The 23488-nt window shown below is 62.4% G+C and carries 20 protein-coding genes; 13 read left to right on the forward strand and 7 right to left on the reverse strand.

All coding sequences use genetic code 11. The features are described from left to right. Nucleotides 1-190: 190 nt before the first annotated feature. The 4 genes from ACLD9W_RS03925 to ACLD9W_RS03940 all read left to right on the forward strand — a co-directional run bounded on the left by ACLD9W_RS03925 (nt 191) and on the right by ACLD9W_RS03940 (nt 3569). The gene (locus ACLD9W_RS03925) at nt 191-637 is read left to right on the forward strand and encodes a hypothetical protein (RefSeq protein ID WP_410840787.1); all 447 of its coding nucleotides are present in this window, start codon (nt 191-193) and stop codon (nt 635-637) included. Between the two features lie 350 nt (nt 638-987). Next, complete coding sequence (gene bioA / locus ACLD9W_RS03930; protein ID WP_410840833.1) at nt 988-2277, forward strand: adenosylmethionine--8-amino-7-oxononanoate transaminase; 1290 nt, start codon at nt 988-990, stop codon at nt 2275-2277. Then, on the forward strand, nt 2267-2941 hold the full coding sequence (gene bioD / locus ACLD9W_RS03935; protein WP_410840788.1) for a dethiobiotin synthase: 675 nt from the start codon (nt 2267-2269) through the stop codon (nt 2939-2941). Before bioA ends, bioD begins: the two co-directional genes overlap by 11 nt. A gap of 76 nt (nt 2942-3017) precedes the next feature. Then, nucleotides 3018-3569, forward strand: a complete 552-nt coding sequence (locus ACLD9W_RS03940; protein ID WP_410840789.1) for a DNA-3-methyladenine glycosylase I — start codon at nt 3018-3020, stop codon at nt 3567-3569. 49 nt (nt 3570-3618) lie between these two features. Here the strand turns inward: ACLD9W_RS03940 and efeB are convergent, their stop codons facing one another. Continuing rightward, the gene (gene efeB, locus ACLD9W_RS03945) at nt 3619-4905 is read right to left on the reverse strand and encodes an iron uptake transporter deferrochelatase/peroxidase subunit (RefSeq protein ID WP_410840790.1); all 1287 of its coding nucleotides are present in this window, start codon (nt 4903-4905) and stop codon (nt 3619-3621) included. A gap of 194 nt (nt 4906-5099) precedes the next feature. Between efeB and ACLD9W_RS03950 the strand changes: the two genes are divergently transcribed. From ACLD9W_RS03950 to ACLD9W_RS03985, 8 genes are all read left to right on the forward strand, one after another. Continuing rightward, nucleotides 5100-5576, forward strand: coding sequence for a CinA family protein (locus ACLD9W_RS03950; protein ID WP_410840791.1), 477 nt, complete (start codon nt 5100-5102; stop codon nt 5574-5576). A 183-nt stretch (nt 5577-5759) separates the two neighbouring features. After that, on the forward strand, nt 5760-6638 hold the full coding sequence (locus ACLD9W_RS03955; RefSeq protein WP_410840792.1) for a DegV family protein: 879 nt from the start codon (nt 5760-5762) through the stop codon (nt 6636-6638). A gap of 223 nt (nt 6639-6861) precedes the next feature. Further along, a complete protein-coding gene (gene aroG, locus ACLD9W_RS03960; RefSeq protein ID WP_410840793.1) occupies nt 6862-7905 on the forward strand; it encodes a 3-deoxy-7-phosphoheptulonate synthase AroG in 1044 nt (347 codons plus the stop codon). After that, nucleotides 7902-8060, forward strand: coding sequence for a hypothetical protein (locus tag ACLD9W_RS03965; protein WP_410840794.1), 159 nt, complete (start codon nt 7902-7904; stop codon nt 8058-8060). Before aroG ends, ACLD9W_RS03965 begins: the two co-directional genes overlap by 4 nt. A gap of 42 nt (nt 8061-8102) precedes the next feature. Continuing rightward, nucleotides 8103-10298, forward strand: coding sequence for a UvrD-helicase domain-containing protein (locus ACLD9W_RS03970; RefSeq protein WP_410840795.1), 2196 nt, complete (start codon nt 8103-8105; stop codon nt 10296-10298). Nucleotides 10299-10460: 162 nt separating this feature from the next. Further along, nucleotides 10461-10784, forward strand: a complete 324-nt coding sequence (locus ACLD9W_RS03975; protein WP_410840796.1) for an FKBP-type peptidyl-prolyl cis-trans isomerase — start codon at nt 10461-10463, stop codon at nt 10782-10784. A 54-nt stretch (nt 10785-10838) separates the two neighbouring features. Then, nucleotides 10839-11381 carry a DUF924 family protein gene (locus ACLD9W_RS03980; RefSeq protein ID WP_009427581.1) on the forward strand — a complete coding sequence of 181 codons (543 nt, stop codon included), beginning with the start codon at nt 10839-10841 and terminating at the stop codon, nt 11379-11381. 78 nt (nt 11382-11459) lie between these two features. Further along, the gene (locus tag ACLD9W_RS03985) at nt 11460-12464 is read left to right on the forward strand and encodes a quinone-dependent dihydroorotate dehydrogenase (protein ID WP_410840797.1); all 1005 of its coding nucleotides are present in this window, start codon (nt 11460-11462) and stop codon (nt 12462-12464) included. A 228-nt stretch (nt 12465-12692) separates the two neighbouring features. Here the strand turns inward: ACLD9W_RS03985 and ACLD9W_RS03990 are convergent, their stop codons facing one another. After that, nucleotides 12693-16625 carry a translocation/assembly module TamB domain-containing protein gene (locus ACLD9W_RS03990; protein WP_410840798.1) on the reverse strand — a complete coding sequence of 1311 codons (3933 nt, stop codon included), beginning with the start codon at nt 16623-16625 and terminating at the stop codon, nt 12693-12695. After that, entirely contained in the window at nt 16626-18566 is a 1941-nt protein-coding gene (locus ACLD9W_RS03995; RefSeq protein WP_410840799.1) for an autotransporter assembly complex protein TamA, read from the reverse strand. Nucleotides 18567-18731: 165 nt separating this feature from the next. Between ACLD9W_RS03995 and ACLD9W_RS04000 the strand changes: the two genes are divergently transcribed. Continuing rightward, complete coding sequence (locus ACLD9W_RS04000) at nt 18732-19352, forward strand: Maf family protein (RefSeq protein WP_410840800.1); 621 nt, start codon at nt 18732-18734, stop codon at nt 19350-19352. 207 nt (nt 19353-19559) lie between these two features. Here the strand turns inward: ACLD9W_RS04000 and ACLD9W_RS04005 are convergent, their stop codons facing one another. The 4 genes from ACLD9W_RS04005 to rpiA form a co-directional block, all read right to left on the reverse strand. After that, a complete protein-coding gene (locus ACLD9W_RS04005) occupies nt 19560-20738 on the reverse strand; it encodes a phosphoglycerate kinase (RefSeq protein WP_410840801.1) in 1179 nt (392 codons plus the stop codon). Between the two features lie 342 nt (nt 20739-21080). Continuing rightward, nucleotides 21081-21311, reverse strand: a complete 231-nt coding sequence (locus ACLD9W_RS04010; RefSeq protein WP_410840802.1) for a hypothetical protein — start codon at nt 21309-21311, stop codon at nt 21081-21083. A gap of 51 nt (nt 21312-21362) precedes the next feature. Beyond that, entirely contained in the window at nt 21363-22493 is a 1131-nt protein-coding gene (ribD, locus tag ACLD9W_RS04015) for a bifunctional diaminohydroxyphosphoribosylaminopyrimidine deaminase/5-amino-6-(5-phosphoribosylamino)uracil reductase RibD (protein WP_410840803.1), read from the reverse strand. Nucleotides 22494-22576: 83 nt separating this feature from the next. After that, the gene (gene rpiA / locus ACLD9W_RS04020; protein ID WP_410840804.1) at nt 22577-23245 is read right to left on the reverse strand and encodes a ribose-5-phosphate isomerase RpiA; all 669 of its coding nucleotides are present in this window, start codon (nt 23243-23245) and stop codon (nt 22577-22579) included. Nucleotides 23246-23488 lie beyond the last annotated feature (243 nt).

Below are 23488 nucleotides of genomic sequence, written 5' to 3' on the forward strand. Positions count from 1 at the left end.
GTTTTTCAGACGGCCTCGAAACAGGAAACACCCGCCGCCGAAGGCTGCATAACGCGTATTGCAAAGCGCAACCAAGCCGCACCGCGCCACAACGGATTCAGGCCGTCCCCGCCTGTGCGGGGATGACGTTTCCGAACACGCGACACGCAGCGGTGCAAAACCAACCGTTTCCCCGCACAAAGGAGCTCCCGTGAACAAAACCGCCCTGATTCTGGCCGCCCTCCTCCTCGCCGCCTGCGCCCGCCAGTCGGACGAACCGCCGCTCGGCCGCCAGCTTGCCGGCCTCAGCAGCGCGCAGCGCGACGCCGAAGGACGCAAAGCCGCGCAAATGCTGCGCCGCGCCAACCGCGACGACGACCCCGACGTGGCCGTGCGCGACATCCGCTACCGCGCAGCCGACGACACCTTCGTCTACACCGTCGTCCTCAAACGCCTGAAAAACACACACGGCATCACCCCCGCCGCCCGCCGCCGCGCCCAGGCCGAAATGAAGCGCGGCATGGTGCGCGAAAGCTGCCGCCGCCGCGCCGAACGAGACATCCTCACCCAAGGCCGCTACGCCCTCGAATTCCATGTCCTCGCCGCCGACGGCCGTCCCGTCGCCGCCCCCTTCCGCATCACCGGCAAAGACTGTTGAGGCCGTCTGAAAGCGTAGCTTCAACGAAGTTAAAACGCAGTTTCGGCGCAACCAAAAACACTTTTCAGAAACGTCATCCCCGTGCAGGCGGAGACGGCCTCTGTCGCCAAGGTAGGGGGTGGCGCAGCCACACACGCGGTTTGGGATTCGCAGGCGAACTCTCGGATTGGTTGTGCGGTACACAGACCGCGTGCGTCGACTTGGGGCGACACACCCTACCTTAGGTTCGGCATGGTCTGAATAAAAGACTGCTGAGGCCGTCCCCGCCGCCCACCCTGCCTCACAAACCGCATTTGCGTTATTTGGCAAAATACCCGCTTGTGTTGTTCCACCATCAATCCCCCCAAACCATGAACACCGACACCCTCCTCACCCTCGACCGAGCCCACATCTGGCATCCCTATTCCTCCACCGCCGACCCCGCGCCCGTTTATCCCGTCGAACGCGCCGAGGGCGTGCGCATTCATTTGAAAACGGGGCAAACGCTCATCGACGGCATGTCGTCGTGGTGGGCGGCGGTGCACGGCTACAACCATCCGCGCCTGAATGCCGCCGCCGCGCGCCAGCTTGAAAAGATGAGCCATGTGATGTTCGGCGGCTTCACCCACGACGCGGCGGGCGAACTCACCGAGTTGCTGCTGGGCATTCTGCCCGAGGGTTTGGACACCGTGTTTTACGCCGACAGCGGCTCGGTGGCGGTGGAAGTGGCGATGAAAATGGCGGTGCAGTACCAGCACGCGCTCAATCGAAAAGGGCGACACAAATTCGCCGCCATCCGCGCCGGTTATCACGGCGACACTTGGCACGCCATGTCGGTGTGCGATCCCGTTACCGGTATGCACGGCCTGTTTTCCGGCAGCCTGCCCGTGCAGTTTTTCCTGCCGCAGCCGAGCGTGAAATTCGGCGAAGCGTGGCGCGAAGAGGCCGCCGCGCCGCTGGCCGATCTCTTGGAAAAACACGCGCACGAAATCGCCGCACTGATTTTAGAACCCGTCGTACAGGGCGCGGGCGGCATGTATTTTTATTCGCCCGAATACCTGAAAACTGCCCGCGAACTGTGCGACCGGCACGGCGTATTGCTGGTTTTCGACGAAATCGCCACCGGCTTCGGCCGCACCGGCAAACTGTTTGCCTGCGAACACGCCGGTGTTGTGCCCGACATCATGTGTCTCGGCAAAGCCTTAACCGGCGGCTATCTCACGCTCTCGGCGGCGGTAACGCACAAACACATCGCCGACACCGTCAGCGGCGGCGCGGCGGGCTGCTTTATGCACGGCCCCACCTTTATGGCCAACCCGCTCGCCTGCGCCGTGGCTGCCGAATCGGTGAAGCTGCTGCTGGAAGACGGCTGGCAGAGCAATGTCGCGCGGATTGAACGGCAGCTTTCAGACGGCCTCGCCCCCGCGCGTGAAATCGCGGCGGTAAAAGACGTGCGCGTACTCGGCGCCATCGGCGTGGTGGAAATGCACGAACCTGTGAACCTGCGCCGTTTGCAGCCCAAATTCGTCGAGCGCGGCATCTGGCTGCGCCCGTTTGGCAGACTCGTTTACACCATGCCGCCCTACATCATTTCCCCCGACGAGCTGGCGCAGGTTTCAGACGGCCTCATCGGCGCATTAAGGGAAGAATATGAACGTTAAACTGTTTTCAAGCGGCCTCAAAGGCAAGATTGTTTTTGTCGGCGGCATCGACACCGGCATCGGCAAAAGCTACGCCACCGGCCATCTGGCTGCACGCCTGATGCAGCAGGGCTTGCGCGTGATTACCTTCAAACCCGTGCAAACCGGCTGCAACGGCTTTTCAGACGACCTCGCGCTGCACCGCCGTATCCAAGGCATCGCGCCGCTGCCCGAAGACCTCGCAGGCGAAACCTGCCCCTACCTTTTCCCCTATCCCTGCTCGCCCCATCTGGCCGCCCGCATAGCGGGAGAGCACATCGACAGCGGCCTCATTGCCCGCCACGCCGAAGCCTTGGCTGCACGTTACGATCTCGTCCTCGTCGAAGGCGCAGGCGGCCTGGCCGTACCGCTTAACGGGCAAGACACCACGCTGGATTTGCTCGAACGCGAAGGCTGGCCGCTGGTATTGTTGACATCCGGGCGGCTGGGCAGCATCAACCACACCCTGCTCTCGCTTGAAGCCTGCCAAACGCGCAACATTCCCGTGGCCATGCTGATCTACAACCGCTTCCCCGCAAGCGACCCCCTTATCGAAGCCGACACCGCCGCCTATCTGCAACAGCGCCTGCGGCAGGATTTTCCGCAAGCGGTGTTTGAAGAAATGGGCGAAATCCCGTTGGGCTAACCAACCGAAAGGCCGTCTGAAAAGTCCCAACAGGTTTTCAGACGGCCTTTTAAAACTTTCAAACAAAGAAACACACATGAGCTATTGCGATTTTGCCAACGCCCTGCCCGAAGGCAGCGGCGACCCCAACCAGCATTACCACGACTGCGAATACGGTTTTCCAATCCATAGCGACAAAGAATTATTCAGACGGCTGGTGCTGGAAATCAATCAGGCCGGTTTGAATTGGACGCTGATTTTAAACAAACGCGCCGCTTTTGATGCGGCCTACTGCGGCTTCGACATCGCCGCCGTGGCCGCCTTTGACGAAGCCGACCGCGCGCGCCTGCTCTCCGACGCGGGCATCGTGCGCAACCGTTTGAAAATCAATGCCGCCATTTTCAACGCCAATCAAATTCTGGCTTTGCAGCGCGAATACGGCTCGTTTGAAAACTGGCTCGACGCGCACCATCCGCGCAGCTTAAACGAATGGGTCAAATTGTTCAGACGGCATTTCAAATTTGTCGGCGGCGAAATCGTCGGCGAATTTTTAATGAGCACGGGCTATCTCAAAGGCGCGCACGACGAAAGCTGCCCCGTGTACGCGCGGGCATTGCGGCAGAAACCCAAATGGACAGAGGCCGTCTGAAAGCCTTTTCGGGCTTTCAGACGGCCTCATGCGTCGCAGGCGGGGCGTTTTAATCGAGCAGCAGCCCCTGTGCGAGGAAGCCGCCTTTTTCCACGCCCGGCAGGGTGAAGAAATAGCCGCCGCCGAAGGGTTTGACATACTCTTCCAAGGGTTCGAGGTTGAGGCGGTTTTGCACGAAGATAAAGCCGTCGTCGAGGTTGGCCTGATACATGACGAGGATGAGGCCGACGTCGAGCTGGCCGTTTTTGGCGAGGCCGAGCGAGTAGTTGAACGGGCGGCGGAAGAGCAGGTGTTTTTTCATAAACTCGGGATCGCGCGGGTCGCCCAGGCGGATGTGGCTGTCTTTGGGGATGACTTTGCCTTCGGGGTCTTTGCCGTAGTCGGGAATATCGCTCTCGTGTTTCTGCCCCAAGGGCGCGCCGCTGTATTTTTCGCGGCCGAAGATGGCGTTTTGCTCTTGCAGTGGCGTTCTGTCCCAAAATTCGACGAAGTGGCGGATGAGGCGCACGGCCTGATAGCTGCCGTTTTTCGTCCACGCGGGCTCGTCGAGACTGTTGGCCGCCACGCCCGTCCACAGAACCTGGTCGGCGATTTTGGGGTCGGACACGTCGGGGTTGCCCGTGCCGTCGCGAAAGCCCAACAGGTTGCGGGCGGCGATGGCGCCGGGCTCGGGTTTGGGCAGCCAGCCGTCCACCGTCCAGCGGATAACGGCGTATTTGGCGGTGTTTTTGATGATGTCGCGCAGGGCGTTTTGGCAGGTTTCGGGCGAGAAGGCGCAGATTTGGATGCCGATGTCGCCGTCGCACCATTCTTTGCGCAGTTCGTCGTTGGGGAAGTCTTTCATTTCCTGCAAATGCTTGGGCTTTTTGCCCGCGAGGCCGAAGCGGCCGTCGAACAGGCTGTGGCCGACGGATACGGTGACGGTGAGGCCGTCGGGCGGCAGCACTTTGCCCAACAGGCCGCTGCCTGCGGGCGGGAGTTTGTCGTCGCCGTCGATAAGTTCGCCGCCTTTGGTGAGAAATTCGATGCGGGCGGTAAGGGTGCGGAAAAAGTCGATCAGGCGGGCGCGGTCGGCGGCGGTGATGTCGAAGGCACAGAGGATGCCGAAGGGCTGGTGCGGCGTGGTGATGCCTGCCTGGTGCGTGCCGTAGCAGTCGTAGGCGGTTTGGCTGTGGCTGGCAAACTGCCCGCCTTCGCCTTGGCTTTCAGACGGCCTCTCCTTCGCGCCTTCGGCGGTATCGCCGTTTTTGCCGCAGGCGGCAAGCGCGGCGGCGGCGGAGAGGGCGGCGGCGTTTTGCAGCAGACGGCGGCGGCTCGGGTTTTCGGGGTGTTTCATGTTAGCTCCTTGTGTCCGTTGTTTTTGATTCGAGGCCGTCTGAAAGCGCTGTTTGACTTCGTTTTCAGACGGCCTCAGTGCAGATTCTTACAAATAAGAATTATACCCGAACGCACGCGCCCGATGCCATGCCGCCCGTGCGTTCGCCGCAGACTTGCCATACAATCGGCCGACGCAACTACGGAACATTCTTTATGGACACACTCGCCGCACTCACCGCCGCCCTGGCATCAGGTCGTCTGAAAGCCACCTGCGCCGAATCGTGCACGGGCGGGCTGCTCTCGGCACAGCTCACCCATCTGCCCGGCAGCTCGGCCTGGTTTGAAACGGGCTTTGTCACATACAGCAACGAAGCGAAACAAAAGCTGCTCGGCGTCTCGCCCGACAGCCTGCGGCGCGAAGGCGCGGTCAGCGAAACGGTGGCGCGCGAAATGGCCGCGGGCGCGCTCAAAGCGGCGCAAGCCGACTTCGCCCTTTCCGTGACAGGCATCGCCGGCCCGGGCGGCGGCAGCGCGGAAAAACCGGTGGGCACGGTGTGCTTCGGTTTGGCATCGGCCGCAGGCGCAACCGCCCGCACCGCGCATTTTCACGGCAGCCGCGACGAAATACGGCGGGAGGCCGTGTCCTTCGCGCTCGACTGGCTGGCGCAGGCTCTGGCAGCGCGCGGCTGAGACGGAAAAGGCCGTCTGAAAACACGGTTTCCGCCACCCGCCCCGTTTAGCCGCACAAAAAACTATCATCCGCATTTTTCGGATAAATTTCATTGCATTAAACCGTTTTCTACACTAGACAGCTGCCGCGCAAACGCTTAGTATCCGCGCTCGTTTTTCATCCGTTTTCTCCGCCGTCCCGCCATGTCCGCCCCGCTTACCGAACCGCCCATACGCTGCGCCGTCGTCGCCACCTCCACCGGCTCGCTCGACGAGCTCTCCGACCTCGACGACCTGCTCTACATCCTGCGCCTCAACATCCACATGAACGGCCTCGTCTACGCCGACGGCCTCGACCTGCACCCCGAAGCCTTCTACCAAAGCCAAACGGAACACCCTGAAGGCGAAACCCGCACCTCGCCGCCCTCCGAAGCTGCCGTCCGCAGCCTGTTCCGCCAGATACGCAACGCGGGCTACCGCGAAATCATCGTCACCACCCTCAGCGGCCGCATCAGCGACACCGTTAACACCGTGCGCAAAGTCGCGGCGGAAACGGCGCGCGACATCCAAACCTACATCGTCGACACCGGCACCGCCTGCATCGCCGAAGGCCACTTCGCCCTCGAAGCGGTGAAGCTGCTGCGCCAGGGCTTTGCCGCCGCCGACGTGGTCGAACACCTCGAACGCCTCAAACCCGGCGCCGAAATCGTGTTCAGCGTCCACAGCCGCGCCCATCTGCGCCGACTGCCGCACCTCAACACCACGGAAAAATTCGTCGCCGGCCTGCTCGACCTCAAACCCGTGCTGCGCTTTTACGACGGACAATTCTCGCGCGTGGACATCGGCCGCAAAACGGAAAACACCCTCGACGCGCTGGTGGAAAGCGCCGCCGCTGCCCTGCGGCAGAAACCCGTCCGCCTCTACGGCCTCTACGGCGGCAACCGCGCCCTCTACGAAAACCTCGCCGAGAGGCTGCACCGCAAAACCGGCATCATGCCCAAAGCCTTCCCCATTTCCCCCGTTATCGGCGCCCACATCGGCCCCGACGCCGTCGGCATCGCCCGCATCGACAAGCCGCTCTGAATCCCGCACCACTTTCCGCATCAGGCCGTCTGAAACCTTTCAGACGGCTTGATGCGCAACAAAATGCCAAAACAAAAGAAAAAACAGCCTGAAAAATAACAAAATGGATAAAAAAAGCAGAACAAAGCAATTTTATTGCCGAAGAAGCACCGTGCGGCTTGCCATTCCCCGCCGCCGCCGCTATCCTTCGCCTCCTTTCATCATAAAAACAACAGGCCGCGCCATGACCAAAAAAAACCGCACCGACGACATCCGCATCAGCGGCATCGCCGAACTCCTCCCCCCCATCGCCCACCTTTACGAGCTGCCCGCAGGCGACGCCGCGCAGGAACTCGTCGCCGGCACCCGCCGCCAAATCGCCGACATCGTCCACGGCCGCGACAAACGCCTGCTCGCCATCATCGGCCCCTGCTCCATCCACGACCCCGCCGCCGCCCTCGAATACGCGCAAAAGCTGCTGCCCTTAAAAAAACAATACGAACAGGAGCTGCTCATCGTCATGCGCGTTTACTTTGAAAAACCGCGCACCACCGTCGGCTGGAAAGGCCTCATCAACGACCCCCATCTGGACGGCACTTTCGACATCAACTACGGCCTGCGCCAGGCGCGCCGCCTGCTGCTCGATCTCAACAATCTCGGCATGCCCGCCTCCACCGAATTTCTCGACATGATTACGCCGCAGTATTACGCCGACCTGATTTCCTGGGGCGCCATCGGCGCGCGCACCACCGAAAGCCAGGTGCACCGCGAGCTTGCCAGCGGCCTCTCCTGCCCCGTCGGCTTCAAAAACGGCACCGACGGCAACCTCAAAATCGCCATCGACGCCATCGGTGCCGCCAGTCATCCGCACCACTTTTTGTCCGTCACCAAAGCGGGGCATTCCGCCATCGTCCACACCGCAGGCAACCCCGACTGCCACGTTATCCTGCGCGGCGGCAAAGAGCCGAACTACGAAAGCCGCTTCGTGCGCGAAGCATCTGAGCAACTGACCAAAGCGGACGTCACCCCCAAGCTGATGATCGACTGCAGCCACGCCAACAGCCGCAAAGACTACACCCGCCAGATGGAAGTCGCCCGCGACGTGGCGCAGCAGCTCAAAAACGGCGAAAACGACATCATGGGCGTGATGGTCGAAAGCCACCTCGTCGAAGGCCGTCAGGACAAACCCGAAACCTACGGCCAAAGCATCACCGACGCCTGCATCGGCTGGGACACCACCGAAGAGCTGCTCGCCCTGTTGGCCGACGCCAACCGCAGCCGCGTTTGAACGGCGCAGAGCAAAACATAAAAAGGCCGTCTGAAAACCGTTTCTACGGAATTTCAGACGGCCTCCGACATTCGGGCAGGGCGTATCGTCCGCCGTCCGCGCCCCATCCGCAGAGGCCGTCTGAAAACCCGCAAACGCATTTTCAGACGGCCTAATCCGCTAAAATACGCCCTTTCCGATTTTTCAGACGGCCTCTCATGTTTCCCAACGAATCCCCCTCCGCCCTGCTGCAAAACCTCAATCCCGAACAGCTCGCCGCCGTCACCTGGCCGCCGCACTCCGCGCTCGTTTTGGCCGGTGCAGGCAGCGGCAAAACGCGGGTGCTCACCACGCGCATCGCCTGGCTGTTGCAAACCAACCAGGCCAGCGTGCACAGCATCATGGCGGTAACGTTTACCAACAAGGCCGCCAAAGAAATGCAGACGCGGCTGGGCGCGATGATTCCCGTGAACGTGCGCGCCATGTGGCTGGGCACGTTCCACGGCCTGTGCCACCGCTTTTTGCGCCTGCACTACCGCGATGCCGGCCTGCCGTCTTCCTTTCAAATCCTCGACAGCGGCGACCAGCTTTCCCTCATCAAACGCCTGCTCAAAAGCCTCAACATCGCCGAAGAAATCATCGCGCCGCGCTCATTGCAGGGCTTTATCAACGCGCAAAAAGAAAGCGGCCTGCGTGCCGACGCGCTCGAAGCACCCGACCCGCACACGCGCCGCATGATTGAGTGCTACGCCGAATACGACAAAATCTGCCAACGTGAAGGCGTGGTCGATTTTGCCGAGCTGATGCTGCGCAGCTACGAAATGCTGGCGCGCAACGAAATCCTGCGTACGCACTACCAAAACCGTTTCAACCATATTCTGGTTGACGAATTCCAAGACACCAACAAGCTGCAATACAAATGGCTCAAGCTGATGGCGGGCGAACACGCCGCCGTGTTTGCCGTGGGCGACGACGACCAGAGCATCTACCGCTTTCGCGGCGCGCACGTCGGCAACATGACAGCACTGATGCAGGAATTTCACATCGACGCGCCGGTAAAACTCGAACAAAACTACCGCTCGGTGGGCAACATCCTTGCCGCCGCCAACGCCGTGATTGAAAACAACGGCGATCGTTTGGGCAAAAACCTGCGTACCGATGCCGAAGCGGGCGACAAAATCCGCTTTTTCTCCGCGCCCTCCGATTCTGACGAAGCGCAGTTTGTCGTTGAAGAAACCAAAGCCCTGCACCGCGAAGGCAAGCTGTTGCGCGAAACCGCCGTGCTCTACCGCAGCAACGCCCAATCGCGCGTGATCGAACAAGCCCTGTTCCGCAGCGGCCTGCCCTACAAAATCTACGGCGGCTTGCGCTTTTACGAACGCCAAGAAATCAAACACGCGCTCGCCTACCTGCGCCTCGCCGTCAACCCCGACGACGACAACGCCCTATTGCGCGTGATTAACGTGCCGCCGCGCGGCATCGGCGTGCGCACGATTGAAAACATTCAGACGGCCTCGTCCGAAATGGGCATATCCCTCTGGCAGGCCGCCTGCGCCGCCGGTGCGAAAGCCGCCAAAGTCGCCGCCTTCGTACGCCTGATTGAAAACCTGCGTACGCAAATCGGCCAGATGCCGCTGGCCGAAATCATGTCCGGCATCGTGCGCGACAGCGGCTTGGTTGAGTATTACCAAACGCAAAAAGGCGACCACCAAGACCGCCTCGACAACCTCGACGAACTCGTCAACGCCGCCATCGCGTTCAAGCCCGAAGAAAGCAATTTTGAAATCCTGCCCGACAACGCCGCCGCCGACCCCGCCTTTCCCGTGCTCGCCTTTTTAAGCAACGCCGCGCTCGAATCGGGCGAAAACCAGGCGGGCGAAGGCGAAGACGCGGTACAGCTCATGACCGTGCATGCCGCCAAAGGCTTGGAATTTGACACCGTGTTCCTCACCGGCATGGAAGAAGGCCGCTTCCCCAGCGAGCTTTCGCTGGCCGAGCGCGGCGGCCTCGAAGAAGAACGCCGTTTGATGTACGTTGCCATCACGCGCGCGCGCAAACGGCTGTATATCAGCATGGCGCAACAGCGGATGCTGCACGGCCAAACCCAATTCGGCGTAGTGTCGCGCTTTGTCGAAGAAATCCCGCCCCAAGTGCTGCACTTTCTCTCGCCGAAAAAATCTGCCGCCTTTGCCGACGCTCCCCCGCTGCGCCGCAGCAGCCCCGCCGAAAACTACCAACCCGCGCAAAGCTACGCGGGCTTCCGCATCGGCCAAAACGTGCGCCACGCCAAATTCGGCACGGGCGTAATCATCGACGCCGCCGACAAGGGCAACTCCGCCCGCCTGACCATCAATTTCGGCAAACAAGGCGTGAAAGAGCTGGATACCGCGTTCGCCAAACTTGAGGCCGTCTGAAAGCGGGGCTTCAAGGTAGTGAAAACAAAAAAGGCCGTCTGAAAGCCGTTTCAGACGGCCTCGCGCCAAACCCTGCTACAATGCGCCCGCATATGCCGTCTGCAACAAGCACACGCCTTTCAGACGGCCTCCCGTTTCCCAACCGACACAAAGGAGCACATCATGAGCCTCATCATCGAAGACATCGAAACCGGCAGCGGCGCCGAAGCCGAAAAAGGCCGCCGCATCAGCGTCCACTACACCGGCCGCCTCGCCGACGGCAGCAAATTCGATTCCAGCCTCGACCGCGGCCAGCCCTTCGAGTTCAAACTCGGCGCAGGTCAGGTTATCCGCGGCTGGGATGAAGGCTTCGCCGGCATGAAGGAAGGCGGAAAACGCAAGCTCACCATCCCGCCCGAAATGGGCTACGGCGCTCGCGGCGCGGGTGGCGTGATTCCGCCGAACGCCACGCTGGTGTTTGAAGTAGAGCTGTTGAAAGTACACTGAAGCCGTCCGAACAGGCGGCAGCCGCATTTTCCGAACAGAAAAAGGAACGACACAATGACCATCGACACACAAGCCGTATTGGATTTCTGGTTTTCCGAAGAAAGCCGCCCCTACTGGTTTGCCGAAAGCAAAGAATTCGACGAAAAAATCCGCCTCCTCTTCTTCCCCCTGTGGCGGCAGGCGGCGGCGGGCGAACTTTCGGGCTGGCGCAAAACCATGCAGGGCAGGCTGGCCGAAATCATCATTCTCGACCAGTTTTCGCGCAACCTCTTCCGCAACAGCCCGCAGGCTTTCGCGCAGGACTTGGCCGCGCTGTGCCTGGCGCAGGAAGCCATCACCCGCCCCGGCTTCGCCTCGATGACGCCCGACGAGCGCCAGTTTGTCATCATGCCCTTCATGCACAGCGAAAGCCCCGAAGTGCACGCCCATGCCGTCGGCGTCTTCAAACAATACGCCCCCGGCAACCCGCTGGATTTCGAACTCAAACACCAGCTCGTCATCAGCCGCTTCGGCCGCTATCCGCACCGCAACGCCGTGCTGGGACGCGAAAGCACGCCCGACGAAATCGCCTTTCTCGAAGGCCGACGCGGCTTTTAAACACGGCGGCACAACTGATAAAACGGACGGATTCGGGTAGAATCCGCCCGTTTTTTTCTTTTCAGACGGCCTCCAACCATGTATTCCCTGCTCCGCCCCCTCGTGTTCGCCCTCGATCCCGAAAAAGCCCACCACCTCGCCCTCAACGCCCTGAAAACCGCCGCCTGCTGCGGCCTGCTGCCCGCCGTGGAGCGCGACACGCGCCCGACGCCGCTGATGGGCATGACCCTGCCCAACCCCGTCGGCCTCGCCGCCGGCCTCGACAAAAACGGCGCCTACACCGACGCCCTTTTCGCGCTGGGCTTCGGCTTCGTCGAAGTCGGCACCGTCACCCCCCTACCCCAGCGCGGCAACCCGCAGCCGCGCCTGTTCCGCGTGCCCGAACAGCGCGCCATCGTCAACCGCATGGGCTTCAACAACGAAGGCATCGACGCGATGATACGCCACCTGGAAAAAAGCCGCCGCCGCGGCATCCTCGGCATCAACATCGGCAAAAACGCCGTCACACCGATGGAAAACGCGGCCGACGACTATTTGATCTGCCTCGAAAAAGCCTACGCCCACGCCGACTACATCACCGTCAATATCTCCTCGCCCAACACCAAAAACCTGCGCGAGCTGCAAGGCGGAGACGAACTCACCGCCCTGCTCGCCGCCCTGAAAGACAAACAGGCACACCTCTCTGCCGCGCACGGAAAATACGTCCCCCTCGCCGTCAAAATCGCGCCCGATTTGGACGAAACGCAAATTGCCGACATCGCCCGCGTCGTCAAAGCAGTGGAAATGGACGGTATCATCGCCACCAACACCACCATCGACAAAACCGCCCTCGGCAGCCACCCGCTTGCCGCCGAAGCAGGCGGCCTCTCGGGCGAACCCGTGCGCGAAAAAAGCAACCGCGTCTTGCAGCTTCTGGCGCAGCATATCGACGGCAAACTCCCCGTCATCGGCGTGGGCGGCATCATGAGCGGAGCCGACGCCGCTGAAAAACTCCGCCTCGGCGCCACGGCGGTGCAGCTGTACAGCGGCATGGTCTACCGGGGCACGGAGCTGGTGCGCGAGTGCATCGAAGCCTGCCGCTGAGCGGAAGAAAACGCAGAGGCCGTCTGAAACCTTTTCAGACGGCCTTTTTGCGGTTTGCAACGGTGGCGCGTTTTTTGAGGCCGTCTGAAATCCGCCGTCGGTTTTTCAGACGGCCTTTTCGCCGCTTGCAACGGCGGTAGGCGGCAGGTGCAAACGCAGAAAACACCAAGGCCGTCTGAAAGCGCTACGGGCTTTCAGACGGCCTTGTATGTTGCAGACGGCCTTTCGTCAGTCGAAGCGGACGACGTATTTGATTTCGCCGCCGGAGGACTGCGAGCCGACGCGGGCGATGGCCTGGATGCTGCGCGTGAGCTGGTAGACGAGTTTGACCGTCTGGCTGGCGCTGTTGAGGCCGAACTCGTAGCCCAGATACAGCTCGCTTGTCAGCTGCTTGCCGACGGTGATCACCTGCTCGGCGGGGTTGAGTTCGCCTGTCTGCGCGTTGCGGCTGCGGCGGCTGGTCATGCCGAAATCGTCGACCAGGCCGATTTTGTCGTTGAGCTTGCCCGCAAGGAAGGCGCTGGCGGCGGTGGAGAGGGCGGCGTTGTCGCCGTCGCTGCCGCTGCTGGCGCGGTTGAGGATGAGCCAGGAGAGCTTGTCTTTTTCGCTCATCGGCTCGTTGGCAACGAGGGTGACGCGCGGGCTGCTCAGGCTGCCGACCACTTCCACACCCGCGTCGACGGGCGAGAGGTTGCGTACGGCGCGGATGTTGAGGTTGGGGTCGGACAAGGGGCCGACGAAGGACACCGTGCCTTTGGTGATGTTCAAATCCTGGCCGTAGGCTTTGTATTTGCCTTTGACGACTTTAATCGTGCCGACACCCTGCACGTCCTGCTTGGGCTTGGCGGTGAGTTTGAGTTGGCCGCCGAGGGTGACGTCGACGCCTTCGCCTTTGAAATAGACTTTGTCGTTGAGATCAAGGGCAATGTCCATGCTGATGGGCACGGCGGCGGAGGGTTCTTTTTTCGCTTCGCCGATCACTTCCACGTCGTCGTCCAGCGTCGGCATGCCCGATTTCTGCATGCCGAAGCGGCCTTCGTCCACTTTCAGACGGCCTGTAAGGGTGATGCCGTTTTTCTCGGTGTAGCGCAGCCGGGTGTCGCCGCTGACGGCGAGGCGGCGGCGCGGTTTGTCGAGGATTTCATATTTGTCGAACACGGCCGAGGCATCGACGACGGGAATGCCGCCGCCCCAGCCGACGCTGCCCGCAAGGGCGACGCTGCCGCTGCCGCGTTGGAATTTGAGCGCCTGTATCTGCCATTCGCGGCCGACGAAGCGCGAACGCAGGCTGCCGTTGTCGAGAATGACGCCCAGATCGCGGTTGATGTAGTAAAGGCCGCTGCCCTCGAGCGTGCCGCCCAGCTGCGGCTCGCCGACGCGGCCGCCGACGGTGGCCGCGGCCGCCAGTCTGCCTTTCACGCTTTGGCCGACGGGCATCAGGTTTTTCAGCGCGGCCAGGTCGGGGATGTCGAGTTTGACGCTGCCGGACACGGGCGCGAGCAGGATGGAGCTGCCGAACTGCTGGCTGATGCCGACGCTGCCGGAGAGTTCGCCGTAGCGGGTTTTGCCGGAGATTTGGTTGTCGATGCGGCCGTTTTGCAGGCGGGTTTGCAAAACGAGGCCGGTCAGGCCGAGCGCCTGTTTGCGGTAGGGGATGACGATGTCGCCCGACTGCTGGCGCACGTTGAGGAAGCCGCGCGCGTCGCGGCTGTAAGCCAGATCCCAGTCGGCGGCGAGAACAAGGTTGTGTTCGACGGGCGGCTTGAAGAAGCTGTGCAGCTCGGCGACGTTGAGGTTGGCGGCGCTGCCTTTGCTGGTGAGGCCGTTTTGTTTGTCCCAAACGAAGCGCTCCATGTTCAGACGGCCGCCCATCGCCGCCCACTGCGCCGCGCCCAGCACCACGCGCTGCGCGCCCGCTTCGAGAGCGAGGCGGTTTTGCAGTTTGAGGTTGAAGCCGCCCGACAGATCGAGCCTGCCCAGCGTGCCTTTCCAAACATTGTCTTTGTTCAGGCCGCCGTCGGCTTCGAGGTCGAGTTTGTAGTGTTTGCCGCCCATCGCCATGCTGCCGTCGGCGCGCACGTTGTGGCGCAGGCCGGTGCCGGTGACGGCGGCGTTGACGGTGTCGATGCGCGTGCCGTCTTTGCCGCCCGCCACGATGTCGCGGCCGCGCACTTGCAGGTTGAGCGGCAGGCTGTAATCGGGCGAGGCGGCGGCTTTGAAGTCGAGTTCGCGCACGGACACGGCGTTTTGCACGCGCAGGCCGCGCACGCTGCCCGTGAGGTCAGCAGACAGTTTTTTCGGGTCGCCCGCGATGTAGCCTTTGGCGTTGAGCGCGCCGCCGAGGCCGAAGCCGAATTTGTCGAGTTCGGGCGCGGCAAGGTCGAGGTTGAGACGGTCGCCCGCTTTGCCGAAGCTGCCGTCGGCTTTGAGGCGGTTGCGGCCGAGGACGATGTCGGCTTTGGCGCGGCTGAGGTGCTGTTTTTCATACTGTACGTCGGCGCTGCCGGAGAGGACGGCGCCGGAGAGGGTGCTGTTGCCGAGCGTCAGTTTGCCGTTCAGGACAAGGTCGGCCAATTCGCCGTTGAGGACGGCGCGGCCGTTGACGCTGCCTGCGGGCAGGTCGGGATGGAGTTTGGCGGGGTTGAAGCGGTCGGCGGCAATTTCGACAGACAGCAGGCGGCGGTTGAAAAGTTCGAGCCTGCCGTGTGCGTCGAGCGAGCCGCCGTCGTCGGGCTTCACGGAGGCGGCGGCGATTTCGAGGGTGCGCTGGCCGAGTTGGGTGTCGGCGGCGATTTTCAGACGGCCTTCGCTTCGGGCGCGTTCGGTGCGGATGTCCCAGGCCGCTTCGGGTTCGCGGTAGCTACCGTTAAGGGAGAGCGTGCCGTTGAGGGTGTCGCGGTAGGCGGCGGCGGAGAGGTCGGCGGTGGCGACGTCTTTTAAGACGGCCTTCATGCCGAAGGTGTCCTTGTCGGTGTCGGTTTGGCCGCCGATCAGGACGCGGCCTTTGCCCAGCAGGCCGACTTCGACGTCGTGCACGGACAAAACGCCGTCTTTGCCGACGGTGAAGTCGCCGAAGACGGTGCGTACCGGCAGGGCGTTGTTTTCGGCGGGGGCGGCGACGCGGTTGGCGAGGTCGATCGAGCCTTCGAGCGCCAGTCCGCGCTGTGCGGAGGGGACAATGGTGGCGTCGAAGTCGAAGTCGGCTTCGGGCGCGCCTTCGGCGAAGACGGCGGGGTCGATGCCGCTGCCTTTAATCAGGACGTGGTCGATTTGTTTGTCGAGGCGGTTTTCAAACAGGCTGACGAGGGCGTCGGCGTTCAGTTTGACGTCGCCGCTGGCGAGGCGGGCGGTGAGGGCGGTTTGTTTGAGGTCGCCCGCCAGTTTGAGCTGTGTTTCGCTGACGATGTCGTCGAGCACGGCTATGCCGCCAAAGCTGCCTTTGAGGGCGAAGGGGGAGGCCGTCTGAATTTCCAGCGTGCCGTCGTTGCCGCTCCACGGGGTGACGAGGCGGGAGACGGTGAGTTTGTGGCTGCGGCGGTTGTAGGCGTAAGCGACGTCGATGCGGGTGACGAAGACAGTGCGGGCTTTGCCGCTGCTGATTTTGCCGACGGAGAGTTTGTCGATCTGTACGGCCAGCGGCAGGTCTATGCTGTCGGGCAGTTTGGCGGGCGGGCTGTCTTTGGGCGGCGTGGGTTTGCTTTGGATATGGATGTCGCCCGCGTCTATTTCTTTGATGTGCAAAAGGCCGTCTGAAAAGATTTGTTCGGGTTGCCATCGGAAGGCGAGGCGGCTGATTTCGATGTCGGCGGAGGGTGTCCGCACTGTCCAGCCGTCGCCTTCGAAGCCGTGCCACAGCGTGCCTTTGAGGGTTTTGCTGCCGATATGCACGCCGCCCAGTTCGGGCAGGCGGTAGAGGGCGGCGCGCAGGCCGGATTCAGTGGCGGCGAGCCAGTAGAGCGCACCCGCCAGCGTCAGAATGAGGATGAGGAGGAGCCACAGCAGGGCTTTGATAAGGCGGCGCGGCAGGCTTTTTTTCGGCTTTTTCGGGTTTTCAGACGGCCTTTCGCCGTTGGCGCCGCCGCCTTCGTTTTCAAACGGCACGGGGGTGGGGTTTTCATTTTCAGACGGCCTTTCGGCGGCCTTGTCGTGTGTCGCGGTCATTTAGAAACGGGTTCCCAAGCTGATGTGCCAGCGGATTTTTTTGTCCTGGTGGCCGTAGGCGATGTCGAAGGAGAAGGGGGCGACGGGGCTGAACCAGCGCACGCCGATGCCCGTGCCGTGTTTGAGTTTCATGTCTTGGAAGCTGTGTGCCGCGTCGCCCATGTCGTGAAACAGGGCGGCGGCGAAGCTTTTGTTGATGGGGTATTGGTATTCGGCGCTGGCAACGGCGAGGGCGCGGACGGGCAGGACAGAGCCGGAGGGGCCGGCCAGGCCGATGCTGTCAAGTTCGTAACCGCGCACGGAGGTGGCGCCGCCGGTGCGGAAACGCAGTACGGCGGGGGTATCGCTGCTGTCGCTGGCGTTGACGAAGCCGATTTGGCCGCGGGCGACGAAGGTGCCGATTTTTTTGTTCTCGGGGGTGAAGTAGTAGCCCGCGCCGCCGGCGATGCGCTGCATGGACGAGGAAGACATCAGGCTGCCGAGGGTGGTGCCGCCTTTGATGTCGAGGTAGTAGCCGTTTTCGGGGCGCAGCTGGGTTTCGATGCTCTGTTTTTTCCACGAGGCGGTGAGCATGGTGGCGAAGGAGCGGCCGAGGTTGATTTTAGCGTCGGGAATTTTCGATTTGTCTTCGACATATTCGATGCCCAGCCGCGATTCGATGCCGTTGCGGTCGCGCACGCGCCACAGGCCGGCGGTGATGGTTTCGGTTTCGAGTTTCTGCGTGGTTTTGCGGTTGTAGGACACGGAGCTGGTCCAGTAGCGTCCCCGGCTGTTGCGCGGCTGGCTGATACCGGCGGCGACGGTTTGCTCGTAGCGGTCGGCGTTGACCACCGCCGAGCCGGTGTAGCCGCGGCCGAAGAGGTTGTAGTGGTCGTAGCCGAACGAGCCGCCCAAGCCGTATTCCGAATCGAAACGCACGCCCAGTTCCAGCTTCTGCCGCTTCATTTCCGACACGGTCACTTTCACCGGCACGCGGTCGGCCGCCAGATTGGCGAAGTCGGCCTGCACCGACGCGCCCGAATAGTGGCTGTCCTGCTCCAAAGCCTGCTGGTAGTCGAGCAGCTTGTCCAAATCATAGGGCGAACCGGGGGCAAACTGCGCCAGCCCGCGCACCACGCTTTCGGGATAGCGCTTGGTGCCGCTGATTTCCAATTCGCCGAAGTAAACCGGTTTGCCGCTTTCCACCGCCACCGACAAATCGGCGCTGCGCTTAACCGGGTCGACCAAGGCGCGGGTGGAGGAAAATTCCGCCAGCGGGTATTTCTTGCGCCGCACGGCCGATAACACCGAGGTTTTGCTGCTGCTCCAATCGTCTTGGTTGAAGACGCTGCCCACCGGCAGCGCCCAGTTTTCCAAAGCCGAACGGTAATATGCGCCGAGGTTTTCGTCTTGCAGCACATCGCCGAGAATGGCAACGCTGACATTGCCCGTCGTCGTCTGCGCCCCGCTCTCCACCTTCACCAGATAGCCCGCGCCCTGCCGCGACACCGTCACCCGCGCGTTGAAATAACCCTTGGTTTTCAGCATCGTCAGCACCTGCTCGGGCGCTTCCTCGGCGAGAAACTCCATCTGCTCTTCGTCGAGCACTTCTTCCTGCTGCTGCGTAATCAGCGGCAGGTGCGTTTCAATCATTTCCTTCACATCGGCGGGCGCGGCCTCCACCGTCACGGGAAACTTCGGCGTCAGCGCCGCCGCCCCGTCTTCCGTTTTCTTGTTCAGGCCGAGGCGGTTTTTCATCCGTTGGGCAAACGAAGGCTTCTGCTCCGCTGCGTTTTCAGACGGCCTCTCCTGCTTTGCGGCATCGGAGAGGCCGTCTGAAAACGCGGCGGCGGGCAGGCCGAGCGCGAACAAAAAAACAAAGGCGGCGGATGGGCGGTTCATGGCGGGAAACGGCAGACGGTACGGGTTGGCAAAAGAGCGCGGATTGTAACACCGTTTCATTTTGCCAGACACGCGGCCGCCGACGGGCGGAAGAGCGTGCCGCCGCAACGGCGCAGAGGCCGTCTGAAACACCGTTCCGAGAGCATTTGAACAGGGCGCGGCGCTTTCAGACGGCCTCTGCCGATATAATGCCGCCCTTCCCCGCGCAAACAGGAAAAACCCGACATGACCGCACCCCTCATTTATCTCGCCTCCGGCAGCCCGCGCCGCCGCGAGATTCTCGAAAACCTCGGCTTTCGCGTCGAATGCATTGCCGCCGCCATCGACGAAACGCCCCGTCCGCACGAAGACCCCGCCGCCTACGTCGTCCGCATGGCCTGCGAAAAAAACGCCGCCGCCCTTGCCGCACGGCAAAACGCGGGCAAGACACCGCCCGCCGCCCCCGTGCTCAGCGCCGACACCGCCGTCGTCCTCAATGGCGAAATCCTCGGCAAACCCGAATCGCCCGACCACGCCCGCACCATGCTCGCCGCCCTCTCCGGCAACGAACACCAAGTCCTCACCGCCGTCTGCCTGTTTTCAGACGGCCTCAGCCGCAGCATCCTCCACACCAGCACCGTTGTCTTCGCCGAACTCGACGACGCGCAAATCGACGCCTATGTCGCAAGCGGCGAGCCGCTCGACAAAGCGGGTGCTTACGGCATACAGGGCATAGGCGGCGTTTTCGTGCGCAGCCTCAACGGCAGCCACAGCGGCGTGATGGGTCTGCCCGTTTACGAAACCTGCGCCCTGCTGCGCCAGGTCGGCTGCCCCGTGCCGCCGTTTGCGCGGACAGAGGCCGTCTGAAACACGGTTCGGACGCCGACGTCTGATGCCGTGCAGGCTGCCGCCCGTCCCGCTCCTGCGCCTCCGTGTCAAAAAAAGGCCGTCTGAAAACCCGAAATCGGATTTTCAGACGGCCTTTTCATGTCTGCCGCGCCAACGGCAAAACGGCGTTTCTCCCGTTTTCAGACGGCCTGTTTGTGCAAAGGCCGTCTGAAAACGTTGCAGGCCTTACGCGCCGCGTTTTCCCAGCGCGGCCACGGCGGGCAGCTCTTTGCCTTCCAAAAATTCGAGAAACGCGCCGCCGCCGGTGGAAATGTAGCCGATTTGCTCGGTTACGCCGAATTTGGCCACGGCCGCGAGGGTGTCGCCGCCGCCTGCGATGGAGAAGCCGCTGCTTTGGGCAACGGCATCGGCCAGCGCTTTGGTGCCGCCTGCAAACTGGTCGAATTCAAACACGCCTACCGGGCCGTTCCACACGATGGTGCCCGCCTGTTTGAGCTGCGCGGCGAGCGCGGCGGCGGATTGGGGGCCGATGTCGAGAATCATGTCCTCGGCCGCCACATCGTCGATATTTTTGACGGTCGCTTCGGCGTCGGCGGCAAATTCTTTGGCGACTACCACGTCAACCGGCAGGGGCACGCTGCCGCCTTTGGCCACCATTTTGGCCATGATTTTTTTCGATTCTTCCACCAAATCGTGTTCGGCCAGCGATTTGCCGATGGGTTTGCCCGAGGCGAGCAGGAAGGTGTTGGCGATGCCGCCGCCGACAATCAGCAGATCCACCTTGTCGGCCAGCGATTCGAGGATGGTGAGCTTAGTGGACACTTTGCTGCCGGCAACCACGGCGGCCATCGGGCGGGCGGGGTTTTTCAGCGCTTTGCCCAGCGCGTCGAGTTCGCCCGCCATCAGCACGCCCGCGCAGGCGAGCGGCGCGGCGGCGGCGACGGCTTCGGTGGAGGCTTGGGCGCGGTGTGCCGTGCCGAATGCGTCGTTGACAAACACGTCGCACAAGGCGGCGTAGGCTTGGCCGAGTTCGGCATCGTTTTTCTTTTCGCCTTTGTTGACGCGCACGTTTTGCAGCATCGCCACTTCGCCCGCCTGTAAAACGGGTTTGTTTTCGCGCCAGTCGTTGAACACTTTGATTTCTTTGCCCAACAGCGCGCCCAAGTGCGCGGCCACGGGGGCGACGTCGTCTTCGGGGTGGAACTCGCCTTCGGTGGGGCGGCCGAGGTGGGTCATCACGATAACCGCCGCGCCGTTGTCGAGGCAGTATCGGATGGACGCGAGCGAGGCGCGGATGCGCGTGTCGTCGCTGATTTTGCCGTCTTTAAACGGTACGTTCATGTCGGCGCGGATGAGTACGGTTTTGCCGGAGACGTTTTGGTCGGTGAGTTTCAAAAATGCCATGAGGGATTCCTTGTGTGTAGTCGGATGGAGCAAAATGCGCATTATCCGACAATGTAAAGGTTCGGTAAAGAAAAGGCTGTCTGAACGGGTTTCAGACGGCCTTTTTATTTTCGCCGTTCAAAACGAAGCATGGCGCAGCAGGCATTTCAGCCACGGCATCAGCAGCAGCGCCGCCGCGCGGCGCGGGCTTGGCGTTTTTCCGTTTTGCGTTTGTTCACAGGCTGTCTCCGCTGATTGAGGCCGTCTGAAAACCTTGGAATATGGTTTTTCAGACGGCCTTTGGACATTCTGCCGCACGGCAGGCTTATCCGTTGAAATGTTCCCCGCACATTTCAGACGGCCTCAGCCCGTCATCACTTTCACGCCGAGCACCGCCATCGCCGTGCCGAGAACGCGGTCTATCCAATGCCCCGCCCTGCGGAAACCGCTGTTGACGCGCGGCACGGACAGCAGCCCCGTGCCGCGCCCGTGTGCCAGCGTCTGCTGCGACACCAGCACGAAATCCGGGCCGGGCGACACGGCCGCCAGAAGATGTATGCCCGTAATCAGCCAAAAGCCGTGCCAAAAATCCATTTTTCTTTCCGCTTCACGTTATGTTTTCCATCAGGCCGTCTGAAAGTGCGTTCAGACGGCCTCTGTCCGCCGCAGCACCCATTTCACATCGCCGTCGAGAATGTCGGCAGACACGGTCTGCCAATGTGCTTGGGCGGCGAGGGCGGCGGGGTTTTCGGGCAGCTCAAACAGGCCGCGCGCCGCCGTACCGAGGATTTTCGGCGCTTGGTAGAGCACGATTTCGTCCACCAAATCCGCCCGCAGCAGTGCGCCCGCCAGCGTTGCGCCCGCTTCGGCCAACACTTCGCCTATGCCCTGTTCCGCCAGCGCGGAGAGGGCGGCGTTCAGGTCGAGGAGGCCGTCTGAAAGCAGCGGTATGGCGCGGAGGGAAACGTGTGGGAAACGGGCGAAGGTGGCGTGTTTGGCGGGGTCGGTTTCACCGGTCAGGATAAGGACGGGCGCGGAGGCGTCGGCGAGCAGTTTGGCGGTCTGCGGCAGACGCAGGCGGCTGTCGAGGACGACGCGCTCGGGCGGGCGTACGGCGGGAAAGGCGCGGACGGTGAGCAGCGGGTCGTCAGCAAGCACCGTGCCGATGCCGGTGAGCACGGCGCAGCTTTCGGCGCGCAGTATCTGCACGTCGGCGCGGGCGGCGGCGTTGGTGATCCACTGGCTGCGGCCGTCTGAAAGGGCGGTTTTGCCGTCGAGCGAGGCGGCGCATTTGAGGCGGACGAAGGGGCGGCCGCGTTCGATGCGCGAGAGAAAGCCGCGGTTGAGCTCGCGGGCTTCGGCTTCCAGCAGGCCGCATTCGGTGCGGATGCCCGCCGCCGCCAAGAGGGCAAGGCCGCGCCCGGCCACATGCGGGTTGGGGTCGGACATGGCGGCGACGACGCGCGACACGCCCGCCGCAACGAGGGCTTCGGCGCAGGGCGGGGTGCGGCCGTGGTGGCTGCACGGTTCAAGGGTAACGTAGGCCGTTGCGCCGCGTGCGAGTTCCCCCGCCTGGCGCAGGGCGTGCACTTCGGCGTGCGCCTCGCCCGCGCGAATGTGGAAGCCTTGTCCGACGACTTGTCCGCCGCGTGCGACAACGCAGCCGACGCGGGGGTTGGGGCTGGTGGAAAAACGGCCTTCGCGGGCAAGGGTGAGGGCGGCCTGCATATGGCGGCGGTCGGTGTCGGAGAAGATTGGTTCTGGGGAGGAGGGCATTTCAGACGGCCTTTCGGAACGGAAAACGGTTGAGGCCGTCTGAAAGCAGGGTTTCAGACGGCCTTGATGCGGCGCGCGCCGACTCAGCCGCCGATGGTGATGGTTTCCACGCCGCCTGCGCGCGCCAGCAGCAGCACGTCGGCGGTGTCTCGGGCGAAGAGGCCGTTTTCCACCACGCCGGTGATTTTGTTGATTTCTTCTTCCATCGTCAGCGGGCGCGACAAATCGAGGCCGGAGACATCGAGGATTTCGTTGCCGCTGTCGGTGATGAAGCCGACGCGCAATTCGGGTTCGCCGCCCAGCGCAAGCAGCTTGCGTGCCACCAGCGAGCGGGCGGAGGGAATCACTTCGACGGGCAACGGGAAGCGGCCGAGGCGAGCGACGTATTTGCTTTCGTCGGCGATGCAGACAAAGCGCTCCGAGGCGCTGGCGACGATTTTCTCGCGCAAGAGCGCGCCGCCGCCGCCTTTGATCATTTGCAGGCTGTGGTTCACTTCGTCGGCGCCGTCGATGTAAACGGCCAGCCGCACCACGTCGCTTAAAGTCACTTCGGGAATTTCATACTGCGCCAGCAGATCGGAAGTGGCTTTGGAGCTGCTGACCGCGCCTTTGACGGCCTTGCCGCTTTCGGCCAAGGCTTTGATGAAGTGGTTGACGGTAGAACCCGTGCCGATGCCGATGTATTCGTTTTCGGGCACGAAGCCGACGGCTTTTTCGCCCGCCATGCGTTTCAGATCGTCTTGTGCTGCCATGTTCTGCTCCTTTTTGTCGTGGTTGGTTTGTCGGGCGGCATGATACCGAAAGGCAGGGGGCGGCGGAAGCGCGGGGCGGCCGCGGCGGCGGGAAAACGGCGGCTGTTTGACCCATCGCAAAGGGACAAAAGGCCGTCTGAAAACCCCGAACCGGCTTTTGGCTTCGTTGCGGCTTTGCTTTCAGACGGCCTTTGCTTGTCCGCATGGTTTTCCGTCCAACCCCAAACCGCGCGCCCCACCGGG

Source organism: Neisseria sp. WLZKY-1 (assembly GCF_046546535.1).
In the GTDB taxonomy this organism is placed as follows: Bacteria; Pseudomonadota; Gammaproteobacteria; order Burkholderiales; family Neisseriaceae; genus Neisseria.

Bases quoted from the DNA above. Each gene is read 5' to 3' on its own strand.
- ACLD9W_RS03985 (WP_410840797.1), top strand. From the start codon at position 11,460: ATGTATTCCCTGCTCCGCCCCCTCGTGTTCGCCCTCGATCCCGAAAAA.
- efeB (WP_410840790.1), bottom strand. From the start codon at position 4,905: ATGAAACACCCCGAAAACCCGAGCCGCCGCCGTCTGCTGCAAAACGCC.
- ACLD9W_RS03950 (WP_410840791.1), top strand. From the start codon at position 5,100: ATGGACACACTCGCCGCACTCACCGCCGCCCTGGCATCAGGTCGTCTG.
- bioA (WP_410840833.1), top strand. From the start codon at position 988: ATGAACACCGACACCCTCCTCACCCTCGACCGAGCCCACATCTGGCAT.
- ACLD9W_RS04005 (WP_410840801.1), bottom strand. From the start codon at position 20,738: ATGGCATTTTTGAAACTCACCGACCAAAACGTCTCCGGCAAAACCGTA.
- ACLD9W_RS03975 (WP_410840796.1), top strand. From the start codon at position 10,461: ATGAGCCTCATCATCGAAGACATCGAAACCGGCAGCGGCGCCGAAGCC.
- ACLD9W_RS03970 (WP_410840795.1), top strand. From the start codon at position 8,103: ATGTTTCCCAACGAATCCCCCTCCGCCCTGCTGCAAAACCTCAATCCC.
- aroG (WP_410840793.1), top strand. From the start codon at position 6,862: ATGACCAAAAAAAACCGCACCGACGACATCCGCATCAGCGGCATCGCC.
- ACLD9W_RS03940 (WP_410840789.1), top strand. From the start codon at position 3,018: ATGAGCTATTGCGATTTTGCCAACGCCCTGCCCGAAGGCAGCGGCGAC.
- ACLD9W_RS04000 (WP_410840800.1), top strand. From the start codon at position 18,732: ATGACCGCACCCCTCATTTATCTCGCCTCCGGCAGCCCGCGCCGCCGC.
- ACLD9W_RS03980 (WP_009427581.1), top strand. From the start codon at position 10,839: ATGACCATCGACACACAAGCCGTATTGGATTTCTGGTTTTCCGAAGAA.
- ACLD9W_RS03995 (WP_410840799.1), bottom strand. From the start codon at position 18,566: ATGAAACGGTGTTACAATCCGCGCTCTTTTGCCAACCCGTACCGTCTG.
- ACLD9W_RS04010 (WP_410840802.1), bottom strand. From the start codon at position 21,311: ATGGATTTTTGGCACGGCTTTTGGCTGATTACGGGCATACATCTTCTG.
- ACLD9W_RS03990 (WP_410840798.1), bottom strand. From the start codon at position 16,625: ATGACCGCGACACACGACAAGGCCGCCGAAAGGCCGTCTGAAAATGAA.
- ACLD9W_RS03955 (WP_410840792.1), top strand. From the start codon at position 5,760: ATGTCCGCCCCGCTTACCGAACCGCCCATACGCTGCGCCGTCGTCGCC.
- bioD (WP_410840788.1), top strand. From the start codon at position 2,267: ATGAACGTTAAACTGTTTTCAAGCGGCCTCAAAGGCAAGATTGTTTTT.
- rpiA (WP_410840804.1), bottom strand. From the start codon at position 23,245: ATGGCAGCACAAGACGATCTGAAACGCATGGCGGGCGAAAAAGCCGTC.
- ribD (WP_410840803.1), bottom strand. From the start codon at position 22,493: ATGCCCTCCTCCCCAGAACCAATCTTCTCCGACACCGACCGCCGCCAT.